General features: G+C 71.3%; 21 protein-coding genes. 9 read left to right on the top strand and 12 right to left on the bottom strand.

The features are described from left to right. Window positions 1-1,399 precede the first annotated feature (1,399 nt). Genes AB0J72_RS03355 through AB0J72_RS03345 form a run of 3 tightly spaced genes read right to left on the bottom strand, consistent with a single transcriptional unit; the run spans window position 1,400 to window position 3,188 of the window. A complete protein-coding gene (locus AB0J72_RS03355) occupies window positions 1,400-1,888 on the bottom strand; it encodes a hypothetical protein (protein WP_363393845.1) in 489 nt (162 codons plus the stop codon). 4 nt (window positions 1,889-1,892) lie between these two features. Further along, window positions 1,893-2,663 (bottom strand): 2-C-methyl-D-erythritol 4-phosphate cytidylyltransferase, encoded by a 771-nt coding sequence (gene ispD / locus AB0J72_RS03350; RefSeq protein ID WP_363393843.1) that lies wholly within the window; start codon window positions 2,661-2,663, stop codon window positions 1,893-1,895. A gap of 39 nt (window positions 2,664-2,702) precedes the next feature. After that, window positions 2,703-3,188, bottom strand: a complete 486-nt coding sequence (locus tag AB0J72_RS03345; RefSeq protein WP_033363204.1) for a CarD family transcriptional regulator — start codon at window positions 3,186-3,188, stop codon at window positions 2,703-2,705. Between the two features lie 609 nt (window positions 3,189-3,797). Here AB0J72_RS03345 and AB0J72_RS03340 point away from each other — a divergent pair. Further along, window positions 3,798-4,337: a hypothetical protein gene (locus AB0J72_RS03340; protein ID WP_363393841.1), complete on the top strand. Its 540-nt coding sequence runs from the start codon at window positions 3,798-3,800 to the stop codon at window positions 4,335-4,337. A gap of 31 nt (window positions 4,338-4,368) precedes the next feature. On the opposite strand, the gene AB0J72_RS03335 is transcribed toward AB0J72_RS03340, so the two are convergent. Together AB0J72_RS03335 and AB0J72_RS03330 are read right to left on the bottom strand one after the other, a co-directional pair. Next, window positions 4,369-5,385 carry a type III polyketide synthase gene (locus AB0J72_RS03335; protein WP_363393839.1) on the bottom strand — a complete coding sequence of 339 codons (1,017 nt, stop codon included), beginning with the start codon at window positions 5,383-5,385 and terminating at the stop codon, window positions 4,369-4,371. Between the two features lie 20 nt (window positions 5,386-5,405). Then, entirely contained in the window at window positions 5,406-6,116 is a 711-nt protein-coding gene (locus AB0J72_RS03330; RefSeq protein WP_363393837.1) for a methyltransferase domain-containing protein, read from the bottom strand. A 45-nt stretch (window positions 6,117-6,161) separates the two neighbouring features. On the opposite strand from AB0J72_RS03330, the gene AB0J72_RS03325 reads away from it, so the two are divergent. From AB0J72_RS03325 to AB0J72_RS03305, 5 genes are all read left to right on the top strand, one after another. Beyond that, window positions 6,162-6,983, top strand: a complete 822-nt coding sequence (locus AB0J72_RS03325) for a UbiA family prenyltransferase (protein ID WP_363393835.1) — start codon at window positions 6,162-6,164, stop codon at window positions 6,981-6,983. Window positions 6,984-7,069: 86 nt separating this feature from the next. Continuing rightward, the gene (locus tag AB0J72_RS03320) at window positions 7,070-7,804 is read left to right on the top strand and encodes a hypothetical protein (protein WP_363393833.1); all 735 of its coding nucleotides are present in this window, start codon (window positions 7,070-7,072) and stop codon (window positions 7,802-7,804) included. 34 nt (window positions 7,805-7,838) lie between these two features. Beyond that, entirely contained in the window at window positions 7,839-9,248 is a 1,410-nt protein-coding gene (radA, locus tag AB0J72_RS03315) for a DNA repair protein RadA (protein WP_363393831.1), read from the top strand. Between the two features lie 778 nt (window positions 9,249-10,026). Then, on the top strand, window positions 10,027-10,542 hold the full coding sequence (locus tag AB0J72_RS03310) for a SigE family RNA polymerase sigma factor (RefSeq protein ID WP_363393970.1): 516 nt from the start codon (window positions 10,027-10,029) through the stop codon (window positions 10,540-10,542). Then, window positions 10,535-11,746: a hypothetical protein gene (locus AB0J72_RS03305; RefSeq protein WP_363393829.1), complete on the top strand. Its 1,212-nt coding sequence runs from the start codon at window positions 10,535-10,537 to the stop codon at window positions 11,744-11,746. Before AB0J72_RS03310 ends, AB0J72_RS03305 begins: the two co-directional genes overlap by 8 nt. A gap of 33 nt (window positions 11,747-11,779) precedes the next feature. Here AB0J72_RS03305 and AB0J72_RS03300 read toward each other — a convergent pair whose 3' ends face one another. Then, window positions 11,780-12,361 (bottom strand): hypothetical protein, encoded by a 582-nt coding sequence (locus AB0J72_RS03300; RefSeq protein ID WP_363393827.1) that lies wholly within the window; start codon window positions 12,359-12,361, stop codon window positions 11,780-11,782. Window positions 12,362-12,494: 133 nt separating this feature from the next. On the opposite strand from AB0J72_RS03300, the gene disA reads away from it, so the two are divergent. Further along, window positions 12,495-13,616, top strand: a complete 1,122-nt coding sequence (gene disA, locus AB0J72_RS03295; protein WP_363393968.1) for a DNA integrity scanning diadenylate cyclase DisA — start codon at window positions 12,495-12,497, stop codon at window positions 13,614-13,616. A 10-nt stretch (window positions 13,617-13,626) separates the two neighbouring features. Here disA and AB0J72_RS03290 read toward each other — a convergent pair whose 3' ends face one another. Genes AB0J72_RS03290 through AB0J72_RS03280 form a run of 3 tightly spaced genes read right to left on the bottom strand, consistent with a single transcriptional unit; the run spans window position 13,627 to window position 15,359 of the window. Next, the gene (locus AB0J72_RS03290; protein WP_363393825.1) at window positions 13,627-14,286 is read right to left on the bottom strand and encodes a hypothetical protein; all 660 of its coding nucleotides are present in this window, start codon (window positions 14,284-14,286) and stop codon (window positions 13,627-13,629) included. Window positions 14,287-14,346: 60 nt separating this feature from the next. Further along, window positions 14,347-14,850: a peptide deformylase gene (locus AB0J72_RS03285; protein ID WP_344509132.1), complete on the bottom strand. Its 504-nt coding sequence runs from the start codon at window positions 14,848-14,850 to the stop codon at window positions 14,347-14,349. Next, the gene (locus AB0J72_RS03280) at window positions 14,847-15,359 is read right to left on the bottom strand and encodes an ACT domain-containing protein (RefSeq protein WP_363393823.1); all 513 of its coding nucleotides are present in this window, start codon (window positions 15,357-15,359) and stop codon (window positions 14,847-14,849) included. Before AB0J72_RS03280 ends, AB0J72_RS03285 begins: the two co-directional genes overlap by 4 nt. A 26-nt stretch (window positions 15,360-15,385) precedes the next feature. On the opposite strand from AB0J72_RS03280, the gene AB0J72_RS03275 reads away from it, so the two are divergent. Then, window positions 15,386-16,249: an A/G-specific adenine glycosylase gene (locus tag AB0J72_RS03275; protein WP_363393966.1), complete on the top strand. Its 864-nt coding sequence runs from the start codon at window positions 15,386-15,388 to the stop codon at window positions 16,247-16,249. An 83-nt stretch (window positions 16,250-16,332) separates the two neighbouring features. After that, window positions 16,333-17,229, top strand: a complete 897-nt coding sequence (locus AB0J72_RS03270) for a polysaccharide deacetylase family protein (protein ID WP_363393821.1) — start codon at window positions 16,333-16,335, stop codon at window positions 17,227-17,229. Here AB0J72_RS03270 and AB0J72_RS03265 read toward each other — a convergent pair. From AB0J72_RS03265 to AB0J72_RS03255, 3 genes are all read right to left on the bottom strand, one after another. Further along, window positions 17,217-17,957, bottom strand: coding sequence for a hypothetical protein (locus tag AB0J72_RS03265; RefSeq protein WP_363393819.1), 741 nt, complete (start codon window positions 17,955-17,957; stop codon window positions 17,217-17,219). The genes AB0J72_RS03270 and AB0J72_RS03265 overlap by 13 nt on opposite strands. Before the next feature lie 1,165 nt (window positions 17,958-19,122). Then, window positions 19,123-21,660 carry an ATP-dependent Clp protease ATP-binding subunit gene (locus AB0J72_RS03260; RefSeq protein WP_363393817.1) on the bottom strand — a complete coding sequence of 846 codons (2,538 nt, stop codon included), beginning with the start codon at window positions 21,658-21,660 and terminating at the stop codon, window positions 19,123-19,125. A 397-nt stretch (window positions 21,661-22,057) separates the two neighbouring features. Beyond that, window positions 22,058-22,414 (bottom strand): Lsr2 family protein, encoded by a 357-nt coding sequence (locus tag AB0J72_RS03255; protein WP_354781570.1) that lies wholly within the window; start codon window positions 22,412-22,414, stop codon window positions 22,058-22,060. Between the last annotated feature and the right edge of the window lie 257 nt (window positions 22,415-22,671).

Here is a 22,671-nt window from a genome sequence, read left to right as displayed (position 1 = left end):
CTCGGCACGCCTCTTCGCTCGGCACGCCTCTTCGCTCGGCACGCCTCTTCGCTCGGCACGCCTCTTCGCTCGGCACGCCTCTTCGCTCGGCACGCCTCTTCGCTCGGCACGCCGCGCCCACCGCCGACCTCAAGACACACGCCTCCCAGCACCGGTCTCCAGACGCCGACCTATGAGACGCCGACCTCAAGACACCGGCCCCAGGCACGCCCCCGGCACGGGTCTCCAGACGCTGACCTATGAGACACCGACCTCGAGACACCAGCCCAGGCGCACGCCTCCCAGCACCGGTCTCCGACGCCGACCTTTGAGACGCGGATCTCCGGACATCAGCCCCAGGCGCACGCCTCCCCAGCACCGGTCTCCAGAAGCTGACCGTTGAGACGCGGATCTCCGGACGCAAGTTTCCGGACACCAGCCTCAGACGCCGACCTCAAACGCGGGCACTTCGGACGCCGGCTCCGGACACGGGCCTCCAGACTCGCCTCTGAACGTCAACCCTGGCCGGGGCCTTCAGGGCGGCCCTCCTGGCTTCGGCCGCCGCCGGGCTCGGTCTCCGGACGCCAACCTCGGCACGCGGGTAGACCGGACGGGCCGGCGAGCCGACGAGGGACGGGCACGCCAGCCTTTGCACGCGGGTGGACGGACGTCGGCTCCGGAGGCCACCCCTCAGACGGGCGCCGGCGGCGAGTCTCCAAGCGCCGGCCTCCAAGCGCGGACGCTCGTGCACGGAGATTCGGGCACCGGTGTCCGAATCGGCGGATTCCGTCAAACTCGGCCGGGCGCCGCACCCACCCCGAGCGCGGATCTCGCACGCCAGACACCGGCATGACCCACGAGCAGACCGGCGAGCCCGACCGCGACCGGAGCGTGGGTCTCCTCCCGAGTCGACCCGGGTCCGCCTTCGCACGCGGGTGGACGGACGTCGGCTCCGGAGGCCACCCCTCAGATGGGCATCGGCGGCGAGTCTCCAGGCGCCGCCCTCCAGGCGCGGACGCTCGGGCGCGGAGATTCGGGCGCGGAGATTCGGGCGCGGAGATTCGGGCACCGGTGTCCGAATCGGCGGATTCCGTCAAACTCGGCCGGGCGCCGCACCCACCCCGAGCGCGGATCTCGCACGCCAGACGCCGGCATGACCCACGAGCAGACCGGCGAGTCCGACCGCGACTGGCGCGCGTGGGTCTCCTCCCGAGTCGACCCGGGTCCGCCTTCCGATCGCGGGTGCCGCCCCAGGCGCGTGCCGACCCCAGGCGCGTGCCTGAGGTCACGTCAGACCTGGGCCGCTCCAGGTGCCCGACGACCTGCGCCCGATCGCCGAAGAGGTAACCGCCGCATGGCTGGATGATCGATCCCCGTCATGCCATCGACACTAACGCCCGGGTACGACAAAAAAGCGCGGTCAGGTGTGGCGGCGGGCGAAGGTCTCGATCGCGGTCAGGTCGCTGGGGCGCAGGCCGCGGCGGGGGTGCGGGCGGATCAGCAGGGCGCGGCCGCCGGCGGTCAAGGTCGTCGCCGGCACGGCGGTGTCGTCGGTCCACACCAGGCGGCGGCCGGCGGCGAGGACGCGGCGGGCGGCGGCGAGCTTCAGGGCGTCGGTCGACACAGACACGGCCAGCTCGGCACGGGTCAGGGCCCGGCCGAGCGCTGGCAGCCCGAACAGCCGCTCCAGCGCGGCCGCGTCCGGGCACCAGGTGGAGCACCAGCGGAGCTCGACCAGGCCGGCGTCGTACAGGCGGCGCATCCGGGTGATCAGCGCGGGCGCCCACCGGATCGGCCAGTCGACGCCGTCGGCGCGGGCGACGCCGCGGCGCAGGTCGGGGCCCCAAAGGGGGCGGCGGGTGTTGATGACGCCGTCGACGTCCACGAGCCAGACGGGCGGGCGGCGCACGGTGTCAGAACAGCAGCTCGGCGATGGCCAGGTCGAACGGCCGGGTGATCTTCATGGCCGCCTCGGAGCCCGGGACCGTGTGGACGGGCACGCCGATCTTCTCCGCCATGCCGGCGTCGTCGGTGTGCTCGTCGACGGCGGCGGCGTGGGCGCTGGTCAGCACGTCGCGGCGGAAGCCCTGAGGGGTCTGCACAGCGCGGAGGACCGAGCGGTCGACGGTACCGACGACAATGCCGGAATTGTCGACCTCTTTGATGGTGTCGACCACAGGAAGAACGGGTATGACGGCGCCGTGCCCCCCTCGCACCGCGTCAGCGACCGTCTCCACCAGCTCCGGTGGGGTCAATGCGCGCGCCGCGTCGTGGACGAGCACGATGCCGAACTCCGCGGGGACCGCGGCCAGCGCGGCGGCGACCGACGCCTGCCGGCTCGACCCACCCGCGACCACGAGCAGCAGCGGAGACTCACTGGAAGCTTCCAGCTTCGGCTCAGCCGCACCACAGGTCTCACTGGCAACAATTGGCGCAGTGGTCACAGGACCAGCGACCAGCGGACCGAGCAGTGCGGTGACGTCGTCGACGGCGTCGGAAGGAGCGGCCACGACGATGCAGCCGACGCTCGGGGCAGCTGCCACCCGGCGAACGGCGTGCACAAGGAGCGGCTCCCCTCGCAGGAGCCGCAGTGCCTTCGGGGCGCCGGGGCCGAGTCGGACCCCCATGCCCGCAGCAGGCACGAGGACCGCGACGTCACCACGCACGCGTGGGTGCGCCGTCACGTCGCGGTCCTCGGTCTCAGTGATAGCCGGGCTGAGATGTCAGGCCTCGGTCAGCACCTTGTCCAGCAGCGTCTCGGCCTCATCCTTGGTGCTCTTCTCAGCGAGCGCCACCTCACCGACCAGGATGTCCCGCGCCTTGGCCAGCATGCGCTTCTCGCCGGCCGACAAACCACGCTCCCGGTCACGGCGCCACAGGTCACGAACGACCTCTGCGACCTTGAGCGGATTGCCGGAGGCCAACTTCTCCAGATTCGCCTTGTAACGCCGCGACCAGTTGGTCGGCTCCTCGGTGTGCGGAGCGCGGAGGACGTCGAAGACCTTGGTCAGGCCTTCCTCGCCAACCACCTCGCGCACGCCGACGATCTCGGCGTTTTCGGCGGGCACCCGCACCGTCAGGTCACCCTGAGCGACCCTGAGGACGAGATACTGCTTCTCCTCGCCCCTGACGACCCGAGTCTCGATTGCCTCGATGAGTGCGGCCCCGTGGTGGGGGTAGACAACGGTCTCGCCGACACTGAAAACCATAGGTTCGAAACCCCTTTCGCTGTGTCTAGGGTAACACGGTCACGCGCTGTCGTCCCACCCCAGAGAGCAGCATTCGCGCAGGTCAGAACACATGTGAGTCCCCTTTCTCCCGCTTGACATGAATCGTGGAACCTGCTGCGTAACGGATCAACAACCCTGGGCACACGCAAATGCGCAGCCTGTGGGACATTTCCGATTGATTGCCGCGAGTACGTACAGATGCGTCGGCACACCGTTCCGACACCACTCTCCGTGACGCCACCAGCGGCGGAGCGTGGGAAACTCTTCATCCATCTCGATGGGTGGCTCCTCTGGCGCCGACGCGTCAGGTGAGGGAAAGTTGAGGCAGGTGCGAGGAGAACAGCGATGGGCACGCTGCGGGGCGACAACGGCGGTGGTGAGCGACCACAAGATGGTGGTGGCCTCCCCGACCTGCCCCCTGAGTGGGGCACGATCATCATTCCCGACGATGCGGGCGCACTCGACGATGAAGGATCATCGATCCGTCGACAATTCCGCCGTGCCGCAATCCGTCGCCGCTGGCGGCGCCGGCTGCATCTGAAGCCCGAGCCGGTCCAGCGGGCGGGAGACGATTCCCCGGGACTCGCCGTGCCGTTGCTGATCATGTCGATCGCCGTCATCGCGACGTTGGTGAGTCTGTTCGCCGTCGCGTGGCCGCGCCGCAATCCCAACGGCACGCCGCAGGTGACGCCGCCGTCGCCACCCGCCGCGGTGAAGCTGACCGGGCACGGCCTGTTCGACGCCGACGGCGCCGCGGTGCCGCTGCATGACCTCACTCCGGCCGTTGTACTGCTGGTCGAGGGCTGCACCTGCGCGGACCTCATCACCGGCACGGTCGACGCGGTCGCGGCGAGCAAGGCCCCGTCGGCCACGGTCGTGGTCATCGCGGCCCGGGTCCCGACGCTGCCGGCCGGCCTGAACGAGAAGGTGAAGGTCCGGGCGCTCGCCGACCCCAACAGCTCCGTGCGGGCCGCGGTGCCGTTCCTCGCCCCGAGCCGCACCACGGCCGCCCTGCTGGTGGCCGCCGACGGCACCGTGATCAGGGCGGTCAGCTCCGTGACGGCGGCGTCGGCCTTCGACTCGGAGCTGGGCAACCTGGCGGCCGCGGTCCCGGCCCCGACCGCCTGATCAAAAAGGCCTGCTCAAAGCCTGATCAAAGTCAGAGGCCGCGCAGGAGCGTCCCGTACAGCGTCAGCCCGGGGCCGAACGCGAGCGCGACGGTGTTCCTCGGCGGGCCGGAGGGGCGGCGGCGCAGGGCGTCGATGATGAGCAGGACCGTCGGGGACGAGCAGTTGCCGTGCTCGGCGAGCGTGTCGCGGGACTCGGCCAGCGCGGACTCCGGCAGCGCGAGCTGGTCGCGCACCACGTCCAGGATGCGCGGGCCGCCCGGGTGCACCGCCCAGCCGTCCACGTCGGCGAGGGTCAGGTCGTGCCTGGCGAGGAGGTCACCGACCAGGTCGGCAACGTAGATGGCCAGGACGTCGGGCACCTTCGGCGACAGCCCCATCCGGAAGCCGAGGTCGGTGACGTCCCAGGTCATGTGGTCCGCCGTGGCCGTGTCGGTCATGGCGGCGATCTCGGCGACCTCCTGTCCGGCCCGCGGCACCAGTACCACCGCCGCCGCCGCATCCGAGAAGAGGGCGTGCGCCACGATCTGCTGGGGATCCTCGCTGGGCGGCTGGACGTGCAGGCTGGTCAGCTCGAGGCAGAGCAGCACGGCCGGGCGGCCGCGGGCGGACACGAAGTCGGTCGCGGCGCCGAGCCCGGGCAGCGCGGCGTAGCAGCCCATGTGCCCGATGAAGAGGCGCTGGGTCGTCGGCGCCATGCCGAGGTCGCGGGCGAGCAGGATGTCGAGACCGGGGGTGGCGTACCCGGTGCAGGAGCACACCACGAACAGCCCGATCTCGTCCGGCCGCAGCCCGGCGGCGTCGAGCGCGCTCGTGACCGCGTCCTTGCCCAGCGGCAGCGCCTCGGTCAGGTAGCGGCCCATGCGTTTGGCGGTCGACCAGCTCGACGCGTCCTCGATCAGCGGGTTGACCGCGCCGTGCCGGCTGACCACGCCGGAGTTGGCGAAGATCCGCTTCGCCAACCCCTTGCGGGGGCCGCTGTAGTGCCGCTCGAAGAAGCCCGTCCACACCTCGTCCTGGCGCATCGGGCCGGGGAATGTCACACCCATGCCTGCGATCGCGGCACCTGTCACTGGGTCCCCTTTCTGCCGCGCCCCTGATAGAGGATCGCGGTGGTGAACGTCGGCACGATCGGCACAGCGTTGCGGCGGGTGACGAGCCATCGGGTGAGCGCGGGCAGCGTCGGCCGGACGCCCCGCACCGCGAGCGGCACGCCGTGGCGCGCGCACTCGATTCGCAGCTTCCTCGGGGAGACGAACAGGGCCGGGTCGTGGATACCCCGCACCGCCGGGATCATCGCCTCGGCCAGCCGCACCGCGACCAGCCGCGACACGGCGGTGTCGGCGAGCGTGTCGAGCACCAGCCAGCCCCCGGGCCGCAGCACGCGGCACGCCTCGGCGACCACCGCCGGCCAGTCCGGGACATGCTCCAGCAGTTCACCCGCGCTCACCACGTCGGCGGTGCCGTCGGCGAAGGGCAGCCGCCGCACGTCCGCCAGCACGGGCAGGACGCCGTGGGCCGCGGCCTGCTCCAGCCCGGACACGACCAGGTCGACGCCGACGTGCCGGTAGCCCTTGCCGGCGATGTGCGGGGCGAGCAGCCCGCCGCCGCACCCGAGGTCGATGAGCACGGCGCCGTCGCGCTCCGCCGGCGGGATGAGCCGGGCGCGGGCGCGGGCCAGCCAGTACAGCATCGACAGCGGCGAACCGGGACGCCACCACTCACCGGCCAGGTCGTCATACTGACCAGGGTCGTTACGCGCCCGGCGCGTCGATCGCATGGATCGAGACTGACACGGAACCCCTCCGACAGCCACACTTGCCGAGTGTCGGTTGCTCGCGCGGTTCTGCGCTCCAGCCACCCGGAGCCGGCGGTGGCGGTCACGGCCGTCGCCGCGCTGCTGTCATTCGGACTCGGAAGACCCTGGCCGGGTGTGGTTGCGGCGGCTGCTGCGGTACTGGCGAGCCAGCTCTCCATCGGGTGGGTCAACGACGCCCTGGACGCCCCGCGGGACGCCGCGGTGGGCCGCACGGACAAGCCGGTCGCCGCCGGGGTGGTGTCCCGCCGGTTGATCCTTTCGCTCGGCGTCGCGGCGGGCCTGCTCGTGCTGCCGCTGGGCCTGCTGTCCGGCGTCACCCCCGGACTCGTCGCCCTGGTCGCGCTGGTCTCCGCGCTGCTCTACGACTGGCCGTTGAAGGCGACGCCGGTGTCGGTACTGCCGTACGCGGTGTCGTTCGGCTGCCTGCCGGCGTTCGTCGTGCTGGGCGCGGGGCTGCACCCGCCGGTGTGGCTGCTGCTCGCCGGCGCCCTGCTCGGGGCCGGCGCGCACTTCGTCAACACCCTGCCCGACCTCGACGACGACATCCGCACCGGCGTCCGGGGCCTGCCGCACCTGCTCGGCCGGCGCGGCTCGCTCGCCGCCGCGGCCGTGCTGCTGCTGCTCGCCACCGGGGCCCTGGCGTTCGGGCCGCCGGGGCCGCCTCCGCTGCTGTTCTGGCCGACCCTCGCGGTCGCCCTGACCGCGCTGTCTTTCGGCGTGTACGCCATGCGCCGCGACCCCACCTCCCGCGTCCCCTTCCTGTCGGTCATCGCCGTGGCACTGATCGATGTGGTATTTCTGCTGGTCAGCGGCTTGAACCTGGAATGACCGGTGCAGTGTCAGGGTGCGCGTAATCGGCCGATCAACGGCATCTAGGCTGTAGTCGGCCGCCCGATCCAGATGGAGGACCCAAGGTGACGCGTACGATTCCGGCTGCCCGCCGCCGCACGGTACTGGGCGCCGCGCTGCTGGCTTCCGCCGCGCTCGGCGTCGGTCTGCTCTCGGGCTGCAGCGCCGGTCAGATCACGCAGACCGACACCCAGGTCGCCGCGGTGCCCGGCGTGAGCGCCAACAGCACCGACGGCCTGATCGCGCTGCGCGACGGCGCTGTGGCCTACTCGAACGAGTACAAGCCCGGCAGCGTCGTGCCGATCGAGGTGCGGCTGTTCAACAACGCGAAGCAGTCCGTGAAGCTGACCGGCGTGACCTCCGCCGCGGGCACCGTGGTCCTGGTCGGCGGGGCCATGCCTGCCGCTGCCGCGCCCGCGCCCACTTCTGCCGCGCCTTCGCCTTCTTCGGCCTCGCCGTCCGCGCCGCGTTCCGGGTCCGGGTCGCCGTCCGCGCCTGCGTCCGCGTCGAAGTCGCCCTCCGTGGTCGCCGCGCCCGCCCCGGTCGGCACGGCGAAGATGGCCGTCGAGATCCCGGTCGGCGGGTTCGTCGCGCTGAGCCAGGGCACCAAGACCTACCTCGCGGTCGAGAAGCTCTCCGGCGAGGTGCTGATGGCCGGCGGTGCGCTGGCGGACGTCAAGTTCACCTTCACGTACGCCGACGGCACCACCACCGAGATCACCCTCGACGAGCTGCCGATGACGGTGCCGCTGAGCCCGCTGCCGAAGCCGACCTCGGTCGTGGGGCACGAGGGCGAATAGTTTTTCTGTCGTACCCCTCGGCTAGTTTTCGGATGTGACGAAGACGAGGGGCGCTGCCTACCAGTGCGACGTGTGCGGCCACCGGCCGGCCAAGTGGATGGGGCGGTGCCCCGAGTGCGGTGAGTGGGGCTCGATCATCGAGTCCTCACCGCTGGCCGCGCTCGGCCCGACCGCCCTGCGCTCCGTCCAGAGCCGCGCCCCGCTGGAGCCGGCCCGCCCCATCGCCGAGATCAGCGCCAAGCCGGCCCAGGCCCGCCCGACCGGCGTGGCCGAGTTCGACCGGGTGCTCGGCGGCGGCATCGTCCCCGGCGCCGTCGTCCTGCTCGCCGGCGAGCCCGGGGTCGGCAAGTCCACCCTCCTGCTCGACGTCGCCCAGCAGTGGGCCAAGCACGGCGACACCCCGTCGCTCGTCGTCAGCGGCGAGGAGTCGGTGAGCCAGGTCCGCCTGCGCGCCGAGCGCATCGGCGCCCTCCACGAGCGGCTCTACCTGGCCGCCGAGAGCGACCTGGGCGCCGTCTTCGGCCACCTCGACGCCGTTAAGCCCGGCCTGCTCATCCTCGACTCGGTGCAGACCATCTCCGCCCCCGGCACCGACGGCGTCGCGGGCGGCGTCACCCAGGTCCGCGCCGTCACCGCCGCCCTCGTCGCCATCGCCAAGGAGCGCGGCCTCGCCACCGTCCTCGTCGGCCACGTCACCAAGGACGGCAACGTCGCCGGCCCCCGCGTCCTGGAGCACCTCGTTGACGTCGTGCTCAACTTCGAGGGCGACAAGCACTCCTCGCTGCGCATGGTCCGCGGCCTGAAGAACCGTTTCGGCGCCGCCGACGAGGTCGGCTGCTTCGAGATGCACGAGGGCGGCATCACCAGCCTGCCCGACCCGAGCGGCCTGTTCCTCACCCGCTATGCCGACGCCGTCTCCGGCACCTGCGTCTCCGTCGCCATGGAGGGCCGCCGCGCCCTCGTCACCGAGGTGCAGACCCTGATCGGCGCCCAGACCCCGGGCTCCCCCCGCCGCACGGTCAGCGGACTCGACTCCGCCCGCCTGGCCATGATCATCGCCGTCCTCCAGCAGCGCGCCAAGATCCAGCTCCACGACCGCGAGGTCTATGCCGCCACGGTCGGCGGCCTCCGCGTCACCGAGCCCGCCGTCGACCTGGCCCTGGCCCTCGCCGCCGCCTCCGCCGCCCACGACCTCCCAATGCCCCCCGACCTGGTCGTCGTCGGCGAGGTGGGCCTGACCGGCGAGGTCCGCCGCATCGGCGCCGTCCCCCGCCGCCTCGCCGAGGCCGCCCGCCTGGGCTTCCGCTTCGCCCTCGTCCCACCCGGCTGCGGCCCCGCCGCCACCGGCGTCACCCCACCCGGCATGCGAGTCCTGGAGGTCGCCGACGTGCGCACCGCCCTGCACTACGCCGTGAAGGCCGCCAGCGAAGCCGACCCCCGCTGACCCTCCGCCCGAGTTGGGCAGCGACATACGGACCGCCACGCACCACAGCGAAGCCGACCCCGCTGACCCTCCGTCTGAGGCGGGCAGCGAATACGGACCGCCACGCACCACACCGCGAAGTCCCCCCAAGGCCGGCCGCCACCAACCCGAAGCCAACCTCCGCCGGCTGTGCCGATGCCGACGAGGCGCAGACACCGCCCCGCACCACACGGCCGAAGCCCTCCACTGCGGCCGACCCTGCACACGCAGCACCGGCGACGTCTTGCCGCAGGACTGCACGGCGTGGTGCATGGCGTTTCGGGCGAGTCGCCCGCCACCGGCAAGCCGTCGTCCATTCGCAGCCAGACCGGCACCACAGCAACTCGACCGACGCGACGCCGCATCGCCCCACCACGCGGCAGCACCCGGGCGCCTTCGCGCACCCGAAGCGCAAGGCGCAGGAGACGCCCAGTGGCGCACCATGCAGCTCGGATAGACATTGCGCGATCTACTCCCATTCTGGAGATCATTTAGGGGGTGGATCGCGCAATGTCGATGGCGCAATCGTCACATAACAGGGCATTGACCAGCGTCTTTCGCGGGGCGTCGACAGCCGCCTGACAGGACAGCGGGGCCGTAGCCGGCACGCGCTTGCTGTCGCGGGCGGAACTGTCGCCTGGACGACAGGAGATCCACTGCAACCTCTTTCCCTGCTGTGGCGTGTTGCCGCCGTACGACCGGATGGCCGGTCGCCGATGGGGAGGAAGGCAGTGTGAGCACCTTGCTTGACGGGGGCAGAGTGGAGAGTCCGTCCGACAGCGGACCGCCCGCCGACGCCGGCGGGTTCGACGAGTTCTACGCGGCCCACTTCCGGCCGCTCACGGTCCAGCTGTTCGCCTACACCGGCGACATGGCCGCAGCCCAGGACGTCGTCCAGGAGGCGTTCTGCCGCGCCCTGTCGCGGTGGAAGCGCATCGCCGACATGGACGATCCCGCGGGCTGGGTCCGCCGGGTCGCCTGGAATCTCGCCACCAGCCGGTGGCGACGGGCCCGCACCGCGATGGCATTCGCCCGCCGGCACCGCGAGGAGCACGTGGCGGCGCCCAGCCCCGACCGGGTCGCGCTGGCCCAGGCGCTGTCGACCCTGCCGGAGCAGCAGCGCCGCGCGGTGATCCTGCACTACCTCGCGGACCTGCCCATCAGTGACATCGCCCGCCAGGAGGGTGTCGCCGAAGGCACCGTCAAGTCCTGGCTCCACCGCGGGCGCACCGCGCTCGCCGCCCAGCTCACCGACAAGGAGTCCCGCCGTGCCTGACTTCACCGACGACGACCTGCTCACCAGCGCCTTCGCCGACTTCCGCAGCGAGGCGTCCACCCACGTCAAGCCCGCCGGCACCGCCGCGGCACGCGCCACGGTGCAGCACCAGCGCAAGGTGCGGACCATCGCCGCGAGCACCCTTGCCGCACTCGCCATCGCCACGCCCGTGGCGGCCTACGCGGCCGCCGGAGGCGACTCCAACGCGCCACCGGTGATGCCGGGCGCCCCGACCAGCGCGGTCGACACGGCGACAGCGTCGCCGGCCGCGCCCGAGACGGCGGCGAGCGTCACCCCCTCGGCACCGGACGGGCGGATCAGCAAGACCGACCTCGGCAACGCGACCCTCTCCATCCCCGCGTGGCCCAAGGGCTTCGCCGCGGACTGCCCGCACGGCTCGGTGAAGTTCAGCGGCGGCAAGGCGGGCGACCACCCGCCCGCCAGGTTCGAGGGCGAGCCGGTGTACGTGGACGTCGATCACGACGGGGCGCAGGAGACGGTGATCATCCTGTCGTGCAGCCCGCAGGGGACCGACTACAAGGTGCTCGCCTTCGACCGCGACGCGGGCGGCAAGATCGTCACCCTGGGCCAGGTCGTCGGCAGCGCCGGCAACACCGGCAGGCCGGGCACCGACATCGAGACGATCTGGGAGGTGCGGGCCGGCGACAACGGGCAGGTCAGGGTCGACGTGGGCGAGTACCGGCCCTGCTGCGAGATGGCGCAGGCGTCCCAGCACCAGTGGCGCACCTACGGCTGGAACGGCACCACGTTCACCCAGACCGGCGGCCCGACCGCGTTCGGGCCCAACCCGAACATCACCGACGTGACCGCCACCGCGGACACGCTGACGATGACCGCGACCGGCTCCGGCACGTGGCAGGGCACCCTCAAGGTGACCGTCCACAACAACGCGCAGTTCGCCACGCCCGGCAAGCTGCGGATCTCGCTCGGGATCCCCGACGCGTGGACCCTCCAGGCGGTCTCGGGCTGCACGATCCGGCCCGACGAGCTGCCGGTGCCCTGCCTCGCCGACAGCATTCCGGCGGGCGGCACCAAGGTCTTCACCCTCAAGGTGACCGCACCGGCCGCGCCGCAGCAGACCGAGAGCAAAGTCTGGGCGTCCGCGCAGGACGACAAGGGCGCCGGCTATCCGGGCCGTAACGACAGCACTCCGGCGAAGTTCCAGATCGTCGTCCAGGGCTGACACGGCAGCGAGAGCCGTGGTCATGATCCGGTGCTACAGCGGCAGGTGGTTGGCGATGAGGACCTGGTCGGGGGCGAAGGCGGCCAGGGCCGCCAGCTGGCCGTCGGCGGTGCCGGTGAAGTCGCGGAGGCGGACGGCGACGTCGAAGCCGCGGGCGCGCTTCGAGGGGGTCTTCGACAGTTCGCGGACGACGTTCTGGTCGAGCCAGCCAGGGTTGGTGCCGGTGCGGTCCAGGCCGGCCCGGAGCCTGACCAGCAGGTACCCCTCGCCGCCGACGTCCATCAGGGCCACCTGCGCGACGCGTGACCACGGCAGGACCAGCGTGCGGACCCAGCCGGGGCGCAGGCTGAGGGCGAAGTGGTTGGCGCCGACCCGGGGGCGGCGCGCGACGGCGAGGACGAAGGGGGTCGCGCCGAGCGTGGCGAGGGCGACGGTCCACATCGGAAGGTCGGCGAGGGGGTTGCTCGCACCTGATGGGAGGACGTCGGGCTCGTCGGCGAAGAAGCCGCGGACGAGGCCGACGGCGAGGGCGGCGGAGAGCACGTACCAGGCGAGGCTGACCAGTGCGCGGGACGGGAAGCTGCGCCGCCACTCGATCCGCTCGGGACCGGCCACCGGTGGGACCTCACAGACTGAACGCAGACATCAACTTCGATCCATCGGCTGATGGGGTCGGCCCACTCTACGGGCTGGGTCGATACCGCACCAGCACCGGATGTCCGACCATCCGTAGACTGTGCGGGTGCCGATAGACCGCGAGCCCAGCAGAGGCGGTTCCCACACCGGCCTCAACGGGGGTTGGGCCGCCGCAGACCCGCTGCGGGCGACGCTCGCCCTGATGGCGCCGGGGACGGTGCTGCGTGACGGGCTGGAGCGCATCCTCCGGGGGCGCACGGGCGCCCTGATCGTCCTCGGCTACGACAAGGTGGTGGAGCAGATCTGCACCGGCGGGTTCCCGCTGGACGTCGAGTTCTCCGCGACGAGGCTGCGTGAGCTGTGCAAGATGGACGGTGCTGTCGTCCTGTCGAGTGACGGCACGAGAATTGTCCGGGCCGCCGTGCACCTGATGCCGGACCCGACCATCCCGTCGGAGGAGTCGGGGACCCGGCACCGCACGGCCGAGCGGGTGGCGAAGCAGGCGGGGTTCCCGGTCATCTCGGTGAGCCAGTCGATGCGGATCATCGGCCTGTACGTGAACGGCCAGCGGCACGTGCTGGACGACTCGGCCGCGATCCTGTCGAAGGCGAACCAGGCGCTCGCCACGCTGGAGCGGTACAAGCTGCGCCTCGACGAGGTCAGTGGGACGCTCTCGGCGCTGGAGATCGAGGACCTGGTCACGGTCCGCGACTCGGTGGCGGTGGTGCAGCGGCTGGAGATGGTGCGGCGCATCGCGGACGAGATCGCGGGGTATGTGGTCGAGCTCGGCACCGACGGGCGGCTGCTGGCGCTGCAGCTCGAGGAGCTGATGGCGGGCGTGGAGGCCGACCGGACGCTGGTGATCCGCGACTACCTGCCGTCGGGGCGGCGCAGCCGTTCGTCGGACGACGCGCTCGACGAGCTGGACGCGTTGACGGCGACGGAGCTGATCGACCTGGTCGCGGTGGCGAAGTCGCTGGGTTATCCGGGGGCGAGCGACGCCCTGGACGCCGCGGTGTCGCCTCGTGGGTTCCGGTTGCTGGCCAAGGTACCGCGGCTGCCGGCGCTCGTCGTGGACCGGCTGGTCGAGCACTTCGGCAGCCTGCAGCGCCTGCTCGGCGCGACCGTGGAGGACCTGCAGGCGGTCGACGGCGTCGGCGACGCCCGCGCCCGCGGCGTCCGGGAGGGCCTGAGCCGCCTGGCCGAGGCCTCGATCCTCGAACGCTACGTCTGAAAACCTACGCTCAGGTGAGCTGCACCTGGACCGGCGCGCTCAGCTTGGTGTCGAGGCGGGCCATCAGCTCGTACTTGCCGGCCGGCGGCAAATCCCGGTGCTCGCACCCGTCCTTGGTGGTCTTGCCGTTCCACGTGGTGGAGAACTGCACCTCGATGCCCGGCTTCAGCGTCGTGGGCTGGCTGCCCTTCGGGGCGTCGCAGGCGTCCGACGACCACATCTTGATCGCCCCGACCTGCAGGTACAGCTCCTGGTAGTCGGCGCCGACGTCGCGCGTGCACTCCCGGGCCGAGGTGTTCTTGATCTTCAGGAAGAACTTGAGATACGCCCCGCGGAACTGCATCGCCTGCTCGGGCTGCGCCACCAGCGACAGGTCCGTGTCGGCGCAGACCGGCACCGTGGACGTCACGGCGGGCGCGCTCGAAGGCGGCGCGCTGGAGGCGGGGTCGCCGGTCGTCGGAGTCTGGATCGTCGGCTCGGCGGCGGCAGGCGTGGCGGTGGGCCCCGTGGAAGCCGGAGCCTTGGTCTGTGCCGATGCCGGGGTTCGCTTCGGGTCCGGTCCGGAGCACTGCACCCACAGCATGAGCACCACGATGAGCAGCGCCCCGCCGATGATGGCGCGACGCCGCCAGTAAACGCCAGCGGGAAGCGGGCCAACCGTCAGCTTCATGATGCACTCACCGTATCGAGGGAACGAGTGGCGGACGGGGCGGCGCGCCGTGTAGACCGCTCAGAGATAGACCTTGCGGGCGTATACGGCATGCGCGCCGGCAACACGATCAAGGAACAGTAACCCAGCGCAATGATCGATCTCGTGCTGTAAAGCCCTCGCCTCGAACGCATCCGTAGTGATCTCGATCTCGTCACCCGTTCCGGGGACCTGGCCCGCCACGACGAGCCGGTTGGCGCGTTTCACGTCGCCGGTGAGGTCGGGCACCGACATGCAGCCCTCGCGGCCCTTCTGCCACTGCGAGGCCTCGACGACCCGCGCGTTGCACAGCACCAGCGTGCCGTGCACGGTTCGGGCCTTCGGGTGGCCGGTGACGTCGACGGCGAAGACCTGCGCGCCGACGCCGACCTGCGGCGCGGCGAGCCCGACGCAGCCGGGCGACACCCGCATCGTGTCGACGAGGTCGGCCGCGAGCTTGACGATGTCGTCGGCGCACGGGTCCACGGCCACGCCGGCCGAGCCCAGCACCTCCGCGGGGGCCTGGACGACCTGCAGGACGGTCACATCAGGTCCGCTTCGCCCGCGCGCAGCGTCGCCTCGACCCCGAGCTCGCCGGCGACCCGCTCGATCGCCTCGGCGAGGTCCGCGATCGGCCCGGGCGCGTCGAGCTCGGCCACGACCACGTAGAGGTTGCCGGCCAGACGGGTGGTCAGGTCGGTGATGTTGCCGCCCGCCGCCGCCACGGTACGGCAGAGCGCCGCCACGATCCCCAGCTTGTCCGCGCCGTGGACGGTCAGCACGTAGTGCGCGCCCGAAGGCTCGTCGACCAGGTCCTGGCCCACCTCGCGGACGGTGACCAGCAGCGTCCGGCCGGCGGTCAGCGGCGCGAGCGCCGCCTCGACCTCGGCGGCGGACACGGACCCGGCGCAGACCAGGGTCATCGCGAAGTGCCCGCGCAGGCGGGTCATCGTCGAGTCGGTGAGGTTGAGGCCCAGACCGGCGAGGATCTCCGCGACGTCGGCGATGATGCCGGGGCGGTCGTGGCCGATGACGGTGACGGCGTACTCGTTCACCTGGCTTATCCTTCCTTATCGCCTCCATCGCCCTCTCACAGACCGTCACCAGTTGGTACGACGCCAACGCCCGGGACCTCCCCTGGCGGCAGCCCGACGCGACACCGTGGGGCGTGCTGGTCAGCGAGGTCATGCTCCAGCAGACCCAGGTGTCCAGAGTGGACCCCGCCTGGCGCCGCTGGATGGAGCGCTGGCCGACGCCCGCCCACCTGGCCGCCGACCCGCCCGGCGAGGCCATCCGCGCGTGGGACCGCCTCGGCTACCCGCGCCGCGCCCTGCGCCTGCACGCGTGCGCGGTGGCGATCGTGGAGCGGCACGACGGTGCCGTCCCCGACGACGTCGACGCGCTGCTCGCGCTGCCGGGCATCGGCATGTACACGGCCCGGGCGGTCGCCGCGTTCGCGTTCCGCCAGCGCCACCCGGTCGTGGACACCAACGTCCGCCGGGTCGTCGCCAGGATCGTCGACGGCGCCGCCGACGGCGGACCGGCCACCACCCCCGCCGACCTGCGCGCCGTCGAGGTGCTGCTGCCCGAGGACCACGAGGCGGCGGCCCGCGCCTCGGTCGCGTTCATGGAGCTCGGCGCGGTGATCTGCACCGCCCGCGCTCCGCGCTGCGAGGAGTGCCCGATGGCCGGCGTCTGCGCCTGGCGGATCGCCGGGGCGCCGGCGGCCGGCGGCCCAAGCCGGCGCACCCAGCGGTACCACGGAACCGACCGCCATGTGCGGGGCCTTCTGCTCGCCGTGCTGCGCGCCAGCGACGACCCGGTGCCCGCGGCGCGGCTCGACCTCGTCTGGGACGACGAGGTGCAGCGCGGCCGGGCGCTGGCCGGGCTGATCGAGGACGGGCTGGTCCGCGAGCGGGGTGGGACGTTCACGCTGCCCGGGTGAGGCGAGGGTTGCAGCCGGTTCAGCTGGTTTTTCCCACACTTTTCGGGACTCCCCTCACGCGCCCGCATGGATAGGCTCACGGCGTGCTCATCCCTCGCCTCAGGGCACGCCGGATCGCCGCGGCGGTCCTCGCCGTCGCGACGCTCGCGGGCTGCGCCGCGTCGAAGCCTGACCATCCGAAGTGGACGGACGCCGCCGCCCCGCCGCCGGCGATCGCCTCCAGCGCTGTCGCGGCGTCGCCGGCCTCGTCCGAGGCGGCCCCACCGTCGGCCTCGCCCGCCGCGAAGCCCTCGAAGACGCAGGCCACCACCACCGCGGCGGCACCACCCGCCGCGGTCAACTACGGCGACCGGCTGCCGAAGTTCGACCGCCCTCCGACGGCGGACAAGGTCCACCTGCCGGAGAGCAACCTCGTGCCGTACTACTCCCGCATCCAGACCGACCAGCCCGTCGCGTTCATCACCATCGACGACGGCCAGGTCAAGCGCCCCGAGGCCCTCGACCTGATCAAGCAGGCCGGCGTGCCCGTCACGCTGTTCCTCATGATCGACGCGATCAGGAACGACCCGCAGTACTTCAAGCGCCTCCAGGACGCCGGCGCCGTCATCGAGGCCCACACGGTCACCCACCAGAGCCTGCGCGGCAAGCCGTACAACGTGCAGCGCCGGGAGATCTGCGACTCCGCGGACAAGCTCGGCAACTGGTACGGCCGCCGCCCGGTCCTCTTCCGCCCGCCGTACGGCGAGAAGGACGAGACGACGCTGAAGGCCGCCCACGACTGCGGCATGCACGCCGCCTTCTTCTGGAAGGAAACCGTCGACAAGGGCATCGTCCGCTACCAGCAGGGCAACACGGTCCAGCGCGGCGACATCATCCTGATGCACTTCCGCGACCGATTCGTCGACGACTTCATCGCCGCCCTCCAGGCCATCAAGGCCGCCGGCCTCACCCCGGCCCTGCTGGAGGACTACATCCCCTGAAACGCCTCCAGCAGCGCCTGCCGTTCGGGTTCCGCGAGCGGCAGCCGCTGCTGGATCGTTTTCCGGAGCGGCTCCGGTACGACGAAAGCTTCCTTCTCCGCCCGGGCCGGCACCACGAGCGGCGGCACCGCGCCCCACTCCTCCGCCAGCCCCAGGACGTCCGCCCGCCCGGCGTCCACCGCCGGCAGGTACGCGAGCCGCCGCACGAGCTCCCGCTCCCCCGCGTCCAGCACCCCGACCAGCGCGCCGACGAGGTGCTCCTGCAGCCCTCCGTCGACCCGCGCCAGCTGCCGCAGGCTGCCCGCCCGTTCCGCCTGCGGCACCCGCGCCAGCCACGCCGCCGCCAGCCCGACGAGCCCCGGCCATCCCCCCGTCAACAGGTGCAGGTCAGGCGCCAACCTGTCGGCCCCCGCCGCGTCCGCCAGCGCCGCCGCCAACACCTGATACGTCTCGTCCTCGCCGAACGCCAGATGCCCCGACCCCAACCGGTCCACCGCCGCAACCGGAATCGGCTCCCTGCCACTGAGCACCAACGGCACCACCCCGACCCGCGCGACCACCCACCCCCACCCAGCACCCCCGACCTCCAGCCGCTCCACCCCGTCGACCACGACGAGCGCATCCGGAGGCACCTCAGCCGGCAGCTCCTCCGCCTGTACGAGCACCGCCCCCCGCCGCTCGGCCCACTGCCCCAGCAGGATGCTCTTGCCCGCCCCGCTCCCCGCCACCACCACAACCACCGGCGCGCCTGCCGCCCTATCGCTCCCGGCCCCCTGCCCCGCCTCCGCCCTGTCGCTCCCAGCCTCCTGCCCGGACACCGAGCCCGCGCCCCGGACGGCCGCCGCATCCTCCCGGCCCTGCGAGCCGCGCCCGGACGCCCCGCCAGCACCCCGCCCAGCCGCTGAATCCGTCCACTCGCCCTGGCCCTGCCCAGACACCGAGCCCGCGTCCCGCCCAGCCGCCGCATCCTCCCGGCCCTGCAAGTCGCGCCCGGACACCTCGCCCGCTGCCGCGCCCGCACCCCGCCCAGTCGCCGCATCCGCCCGCTCGCCCAGGCCCTGCCCGGACACCGGGCCGGACCGCTCCGGCGCGAGACCGGCGTCCTGCTCGGCAGGTCGGTGTGACCACTCCCGGCCCGGCACGAGGCCGGCGTCCCGGTCGGCAGGTCGACTGGCCTGCTCCCGGCCGGCTTCGTCGAACGCCCTGTCGAGCCGCTCGAGCAACCCCGTCCGGACGATCGGCCGCGGCGCGACCGGCCGCCCGAAGCGCGCCGCCCCGAAGTCCCGCCACCACCCACTCACGCCAGGCAACGTAACCCGCCGACCGCCCCCACGAACCCTCGACATGTCACTCTTCGCCACCAACGCCACCCACCCGCGTGAACCGTCCCACGACGCCACCGACAATCAATGGCCTGGTCGTGCCGCGCCCACCGCACGATTGAGCTGATCGAAGGACGGATCCGGCCGCCCCCACAACCAGTCCCCTCCTTCGATCACGCCGCTGACGACCCCGCATCTGGGGGGTTGACGGAAAAGACGGACGGATCTGGCCAACGCGCCAACAGACACCACGCCGTTGAATTTGATCGAAGGAGGAATCCGGCTGTCATCACGACCGGCTGCGTCCTTCGATCACCGCACCCGCTGGTGTCTGGTGGCGCTGGCTCAAAGGAAGCACCCCGCACTTTCCGTCGTGACGGAATGGCCCAGTTCCAGTAGCGAGAGGTCCATCCGCAAGGTGGACGGTGGGTTCGCTGCAGAACACAGCTGCAGAACACAACTGCGCGACAACGGCGCCGGTGGAAGGGCAATGGCCGTGAAAAAACGGAACCGCACGAAACGGGAAAGGCCCCCGTCCTGAGTGGACGGGGGCCTTTCGCGTGGTGCTGGGTCAGGCTGCGGACTCCTCGGCGGAGCCGCCCTTGGTCAGCTCGGCGGGGACGGCGTCCGGGACTGCGCCCGGGCGGTCGGCGCCGTTGAAGACCAGCTTGGCCTTCTCGAACTGGGCCGGGTCGCCCTCGCAGTCGATGACGACGATCTGGCCCGGGCGGAGCTCGTTGAACAGGATGCGCTCGGAGAGCGAGTCCTCGATCTCGCGCTGGATGGTCCGGCGCAGCGGCCGGGCCCCCAGGACCGGGTCATAGCCCTTGTTCGCCAGGAACTTCTTGGCGTTGTCGGTCAGCTCGAGGCCCATGTCCTTGTTGCGCAGCTGGGACTCGATACGGGCGATCATCAGGTCGACGATGCCCAGGATCTGGTCCTGCGCGAGCTGGTGGAAGACGATCGTGTCGTCGATGCGGTTGAGGAACTCCGGGCGGAAGTGCTGCTTCAGCTCGTCGTTGACCTTCTGCTTCATCCGCTCGTAGTTGGATTCGTTGTCCTCCGACGCCTGGAAGCCCAGGGACACGGCCTTGGCCACGTCGCGGGTGCCCAGGTTGGTGGTCAGGATGATCACCGTGTTCTTGAAGTCCACGATGCGGCCCTGACCGTCGGTGAGACGGCCGTCCTCCAGGATCTGCAGGAGCGTGTTGAAGACGTCCGGGTGGGCCTTCTCGATCTCGTCGAAGAGGACCACCGAGAACGGCCGGCGGCGGACCTTCTCGGTCAGCTGGCCGCCCTCGTCATAACCGACATACCCGGGAGGCGCACCGACGAGGCGCGACACCGTGTAGCGGTCGTGGAACTCGGACATGTCGAGCTGGATCAGCGCGTCCTCGGAGCCGAAGAGGAACTCGGCGAGCGCCTTGGACAGCTCCGTCTTCCCGACGCCGGACGGGCCGGCGAAGATGAACGAGCCGGAGGGGCGCTTCGGGTCCTTCAGGCCGGCCCGGGTGCGCCGGATGGCCTTCGAGACCGCCTTGACCGCGTCGTCCTGGCCGACGAGGCGCTTGTGCAGCTCGTCCTCCATGCGCAGGAGGCGGGCCGTCTCCTCCTCGGTCAGCTTGTAGACCGGGATGCCGGTCCAGTTCGCCAGGACCTCGGCGATCTGCTCGTCGTCGACCTCGGACACGACGTCGAGGTCGCCGGCCTTCCACTCCTTCTCGCGCTGCGCCTTCTGCCCGAGCAGCTGCTTCTCCTTGTCGCGCAGCTGCGCGGCCCGCTCGAAGTCCTGCGCGTCGATCGCGGACTCCTTGTCGCGGCGCACCTGGGCGATGCGCTCGTCGAAGTCACGCAGGTCTGGCGGCGCGGTCATCCGGCGGATGCGCATCCGTGCGCCGGCCTCGTCGATCAGGTCGATCGCCTTGTCCGGCAGGAAGCGGTCGGAGATGTAGCGGTCGGCCAGCGTCGCGGCGGCCACCAGGGCGGCGTCGGTGATCGTCACCCGGTGGTGCGCCTCGTAGCGGTCGCGCAGGCCCTTCAGGATCTCGATGGTGTGCGCCAGCGACGGCTCACCCACCTGGATCGGCTGGAAGCGGCGCTCGAGCGCGGCGTCCTTCTCGAGGTGCTTGCGGTATTCGTCGAGGGTGGTGGCGCCGATGGTCTGGAGCTCGCCACGGGCCAGCATCGGCTTGAGGATCGACGCGGCGTCGATCGCGCCCTCGGCGGCACCCGCACCGACGAGCGTGTGAATCTCGTCGATGAAGAGGATGATGTCGCCGCGGGTGCGGATCTCCTTGAGCACCTTCTTCAGGCGCTCCTCGAAGTCACCGCGGTAGCGCGAACCGGCGACGAGGGCACCGAGGTCGAGCGTGTAGAGCTGCTTGTCCTTCAGCGTCTCGGGCACCTCGCCCTTGATGATCCGCTGGGACAGGCCCTCGACCACGGCGGTCTTGCCGACGCCCGGCTCGCCGATCAGCACCGGGTTGTTCTTGGTGCGGCGGGACAGGACCTGCATGACCCGCTCGATTTCCTTCTCGCGCCCGATGACCGGGTCGAGCTTGCCCTCGCGGGCGGCCTGGGTGAGGTTTCGACCGAACTGGTCGAGCACCAGGCTGGTCGACGGAGCGGCCTCGCCGGGGGCGCCGGTGCCGGCGGCGGCCGGCTCTTTGCCCTGGTAGCCGGAGAGCAGCTGGATGACCTGCTGGCGGACCCGGTTGAGGTCGGCGCCGAGCTTCACGAGGACCTGGGCGGCCACGCCCTCACCCTCGCGGATCAGACCCAGCAGGATGTGCTCCGTGCCGATGTAGTTGTGCCCGAGCTGCAGCGCCTCGCGGAGGGACAGCTCCAGCACCTTCTTGGCGCGTGGCGTGAACGGGATGTGCCCGCTCGGCGCCTGCTGCCCCTGGCCGATGATCTCCTCGACCTGCTGGCGGACACCCTCCAGCGAGATGCCGAGGCTCTCAAGCGCCTTGGCCGCCACGCCCTCACCCTCGTGGATGAGGCCGAGCAGGATGTGCTCGGTGCCGATGTAGTTGTGGTTGAGCATCCGGGCTTCTTCCTGCGCCAGGACGACAACCCGTCGTGCTCGGTCGGTGAACCGCTCGAACATCCCTGCTCCTTCACGTGCCGTGTCCGTCGCCGCCGCCCCTGCCGCGGAACCCCTGGAGGGGGTCGCCACGCCGAAGCTCTGTCGGACGCCAACGTGACCGTGCCATCACTCTATCGCCGTAGGCCGACACATTGCGGGTGTGCGCCATTGCCGCACCCCACCATCGGACCATGTCGGAGTCGTTGCGTGGTACTTGTCTACCCGCCGGGGACGCGTGTACCCGGCGCTTTTGCTCAACGCGAGCATCCGTCGCCGTGTTCCTGCTGGCGAGCCCGTACGCCAAGAGCGAAATCGACGCACCATGCAAGTCACCCACCGTAGCCAGTCAGCTACAGTAGGTGAAAGATGCTGAAAGAACCCCAAAACGACCGCTCAGGCCGAAACCGGTCAACGGGCGCTAACGGCCGGCCTCGGCGTTGAAGCGGTCCACGATTTCCTGCTTGATGCGACCCCGGTCGGAGACCTTGATGCCCTTGTTCTGAGCCCATTCCCGAATCGCCTTGTTCTGCTCGCGATCGGCGGCGGCTCCACCGCGGCCGCGGGCACTGGCGGCACGCCCTCCGACCACGACGCCACCCCGGCCGACCTTGGTCGCCGCACCGAGGAACGGCCCGAACGCGTCACGCAGCTTCGTCGCGTTCTTCTTCGAGAGGTCGATCTCATACTGAACGCCGTCCAGCGCGAACTTCACGGTCTCGTCGGCGTCCCCGCCGTCGATGTCGTCGACCAGCACGTGGATGGTCCGCTTGGCCACTGTCGTATTCCCTTCGAGGAAGCTCGCCCCGCGTTGTGCGAATGCAAAGATAACGCAATCAGGGTCCGCTTCGTCAACGGTACGCCGAAACTACCGCTACCGCACCAGCGGAAAGACACCGCGTTTCCCGAATGCCGGGCACGACGGGCGGCACGCCAACGCGATCGATTCCCATCACACGCCTGCCGCCGGTGGCATTCCGTACTCCATCGCGCGCGGATAGTTCCCGTGCAGGCATCCACACCGGGCACGGACAC

Source organism: Dactylosporangium sp. NPDC049742, assembly GCF_040674675.1.
GTDB classification, from domain to species: Bacteria; Actinomycetota; Actinomycetes; order Mycobacteriales; family Micromonosporaceae; genus Dactylosporangium; species Dactylosporangium maewongense.
The sequence above is the reverse complement of the archived record's forward strand: the minus strand, read 5'-3'. Positions and strand labels throughout refer to the sequence as shown.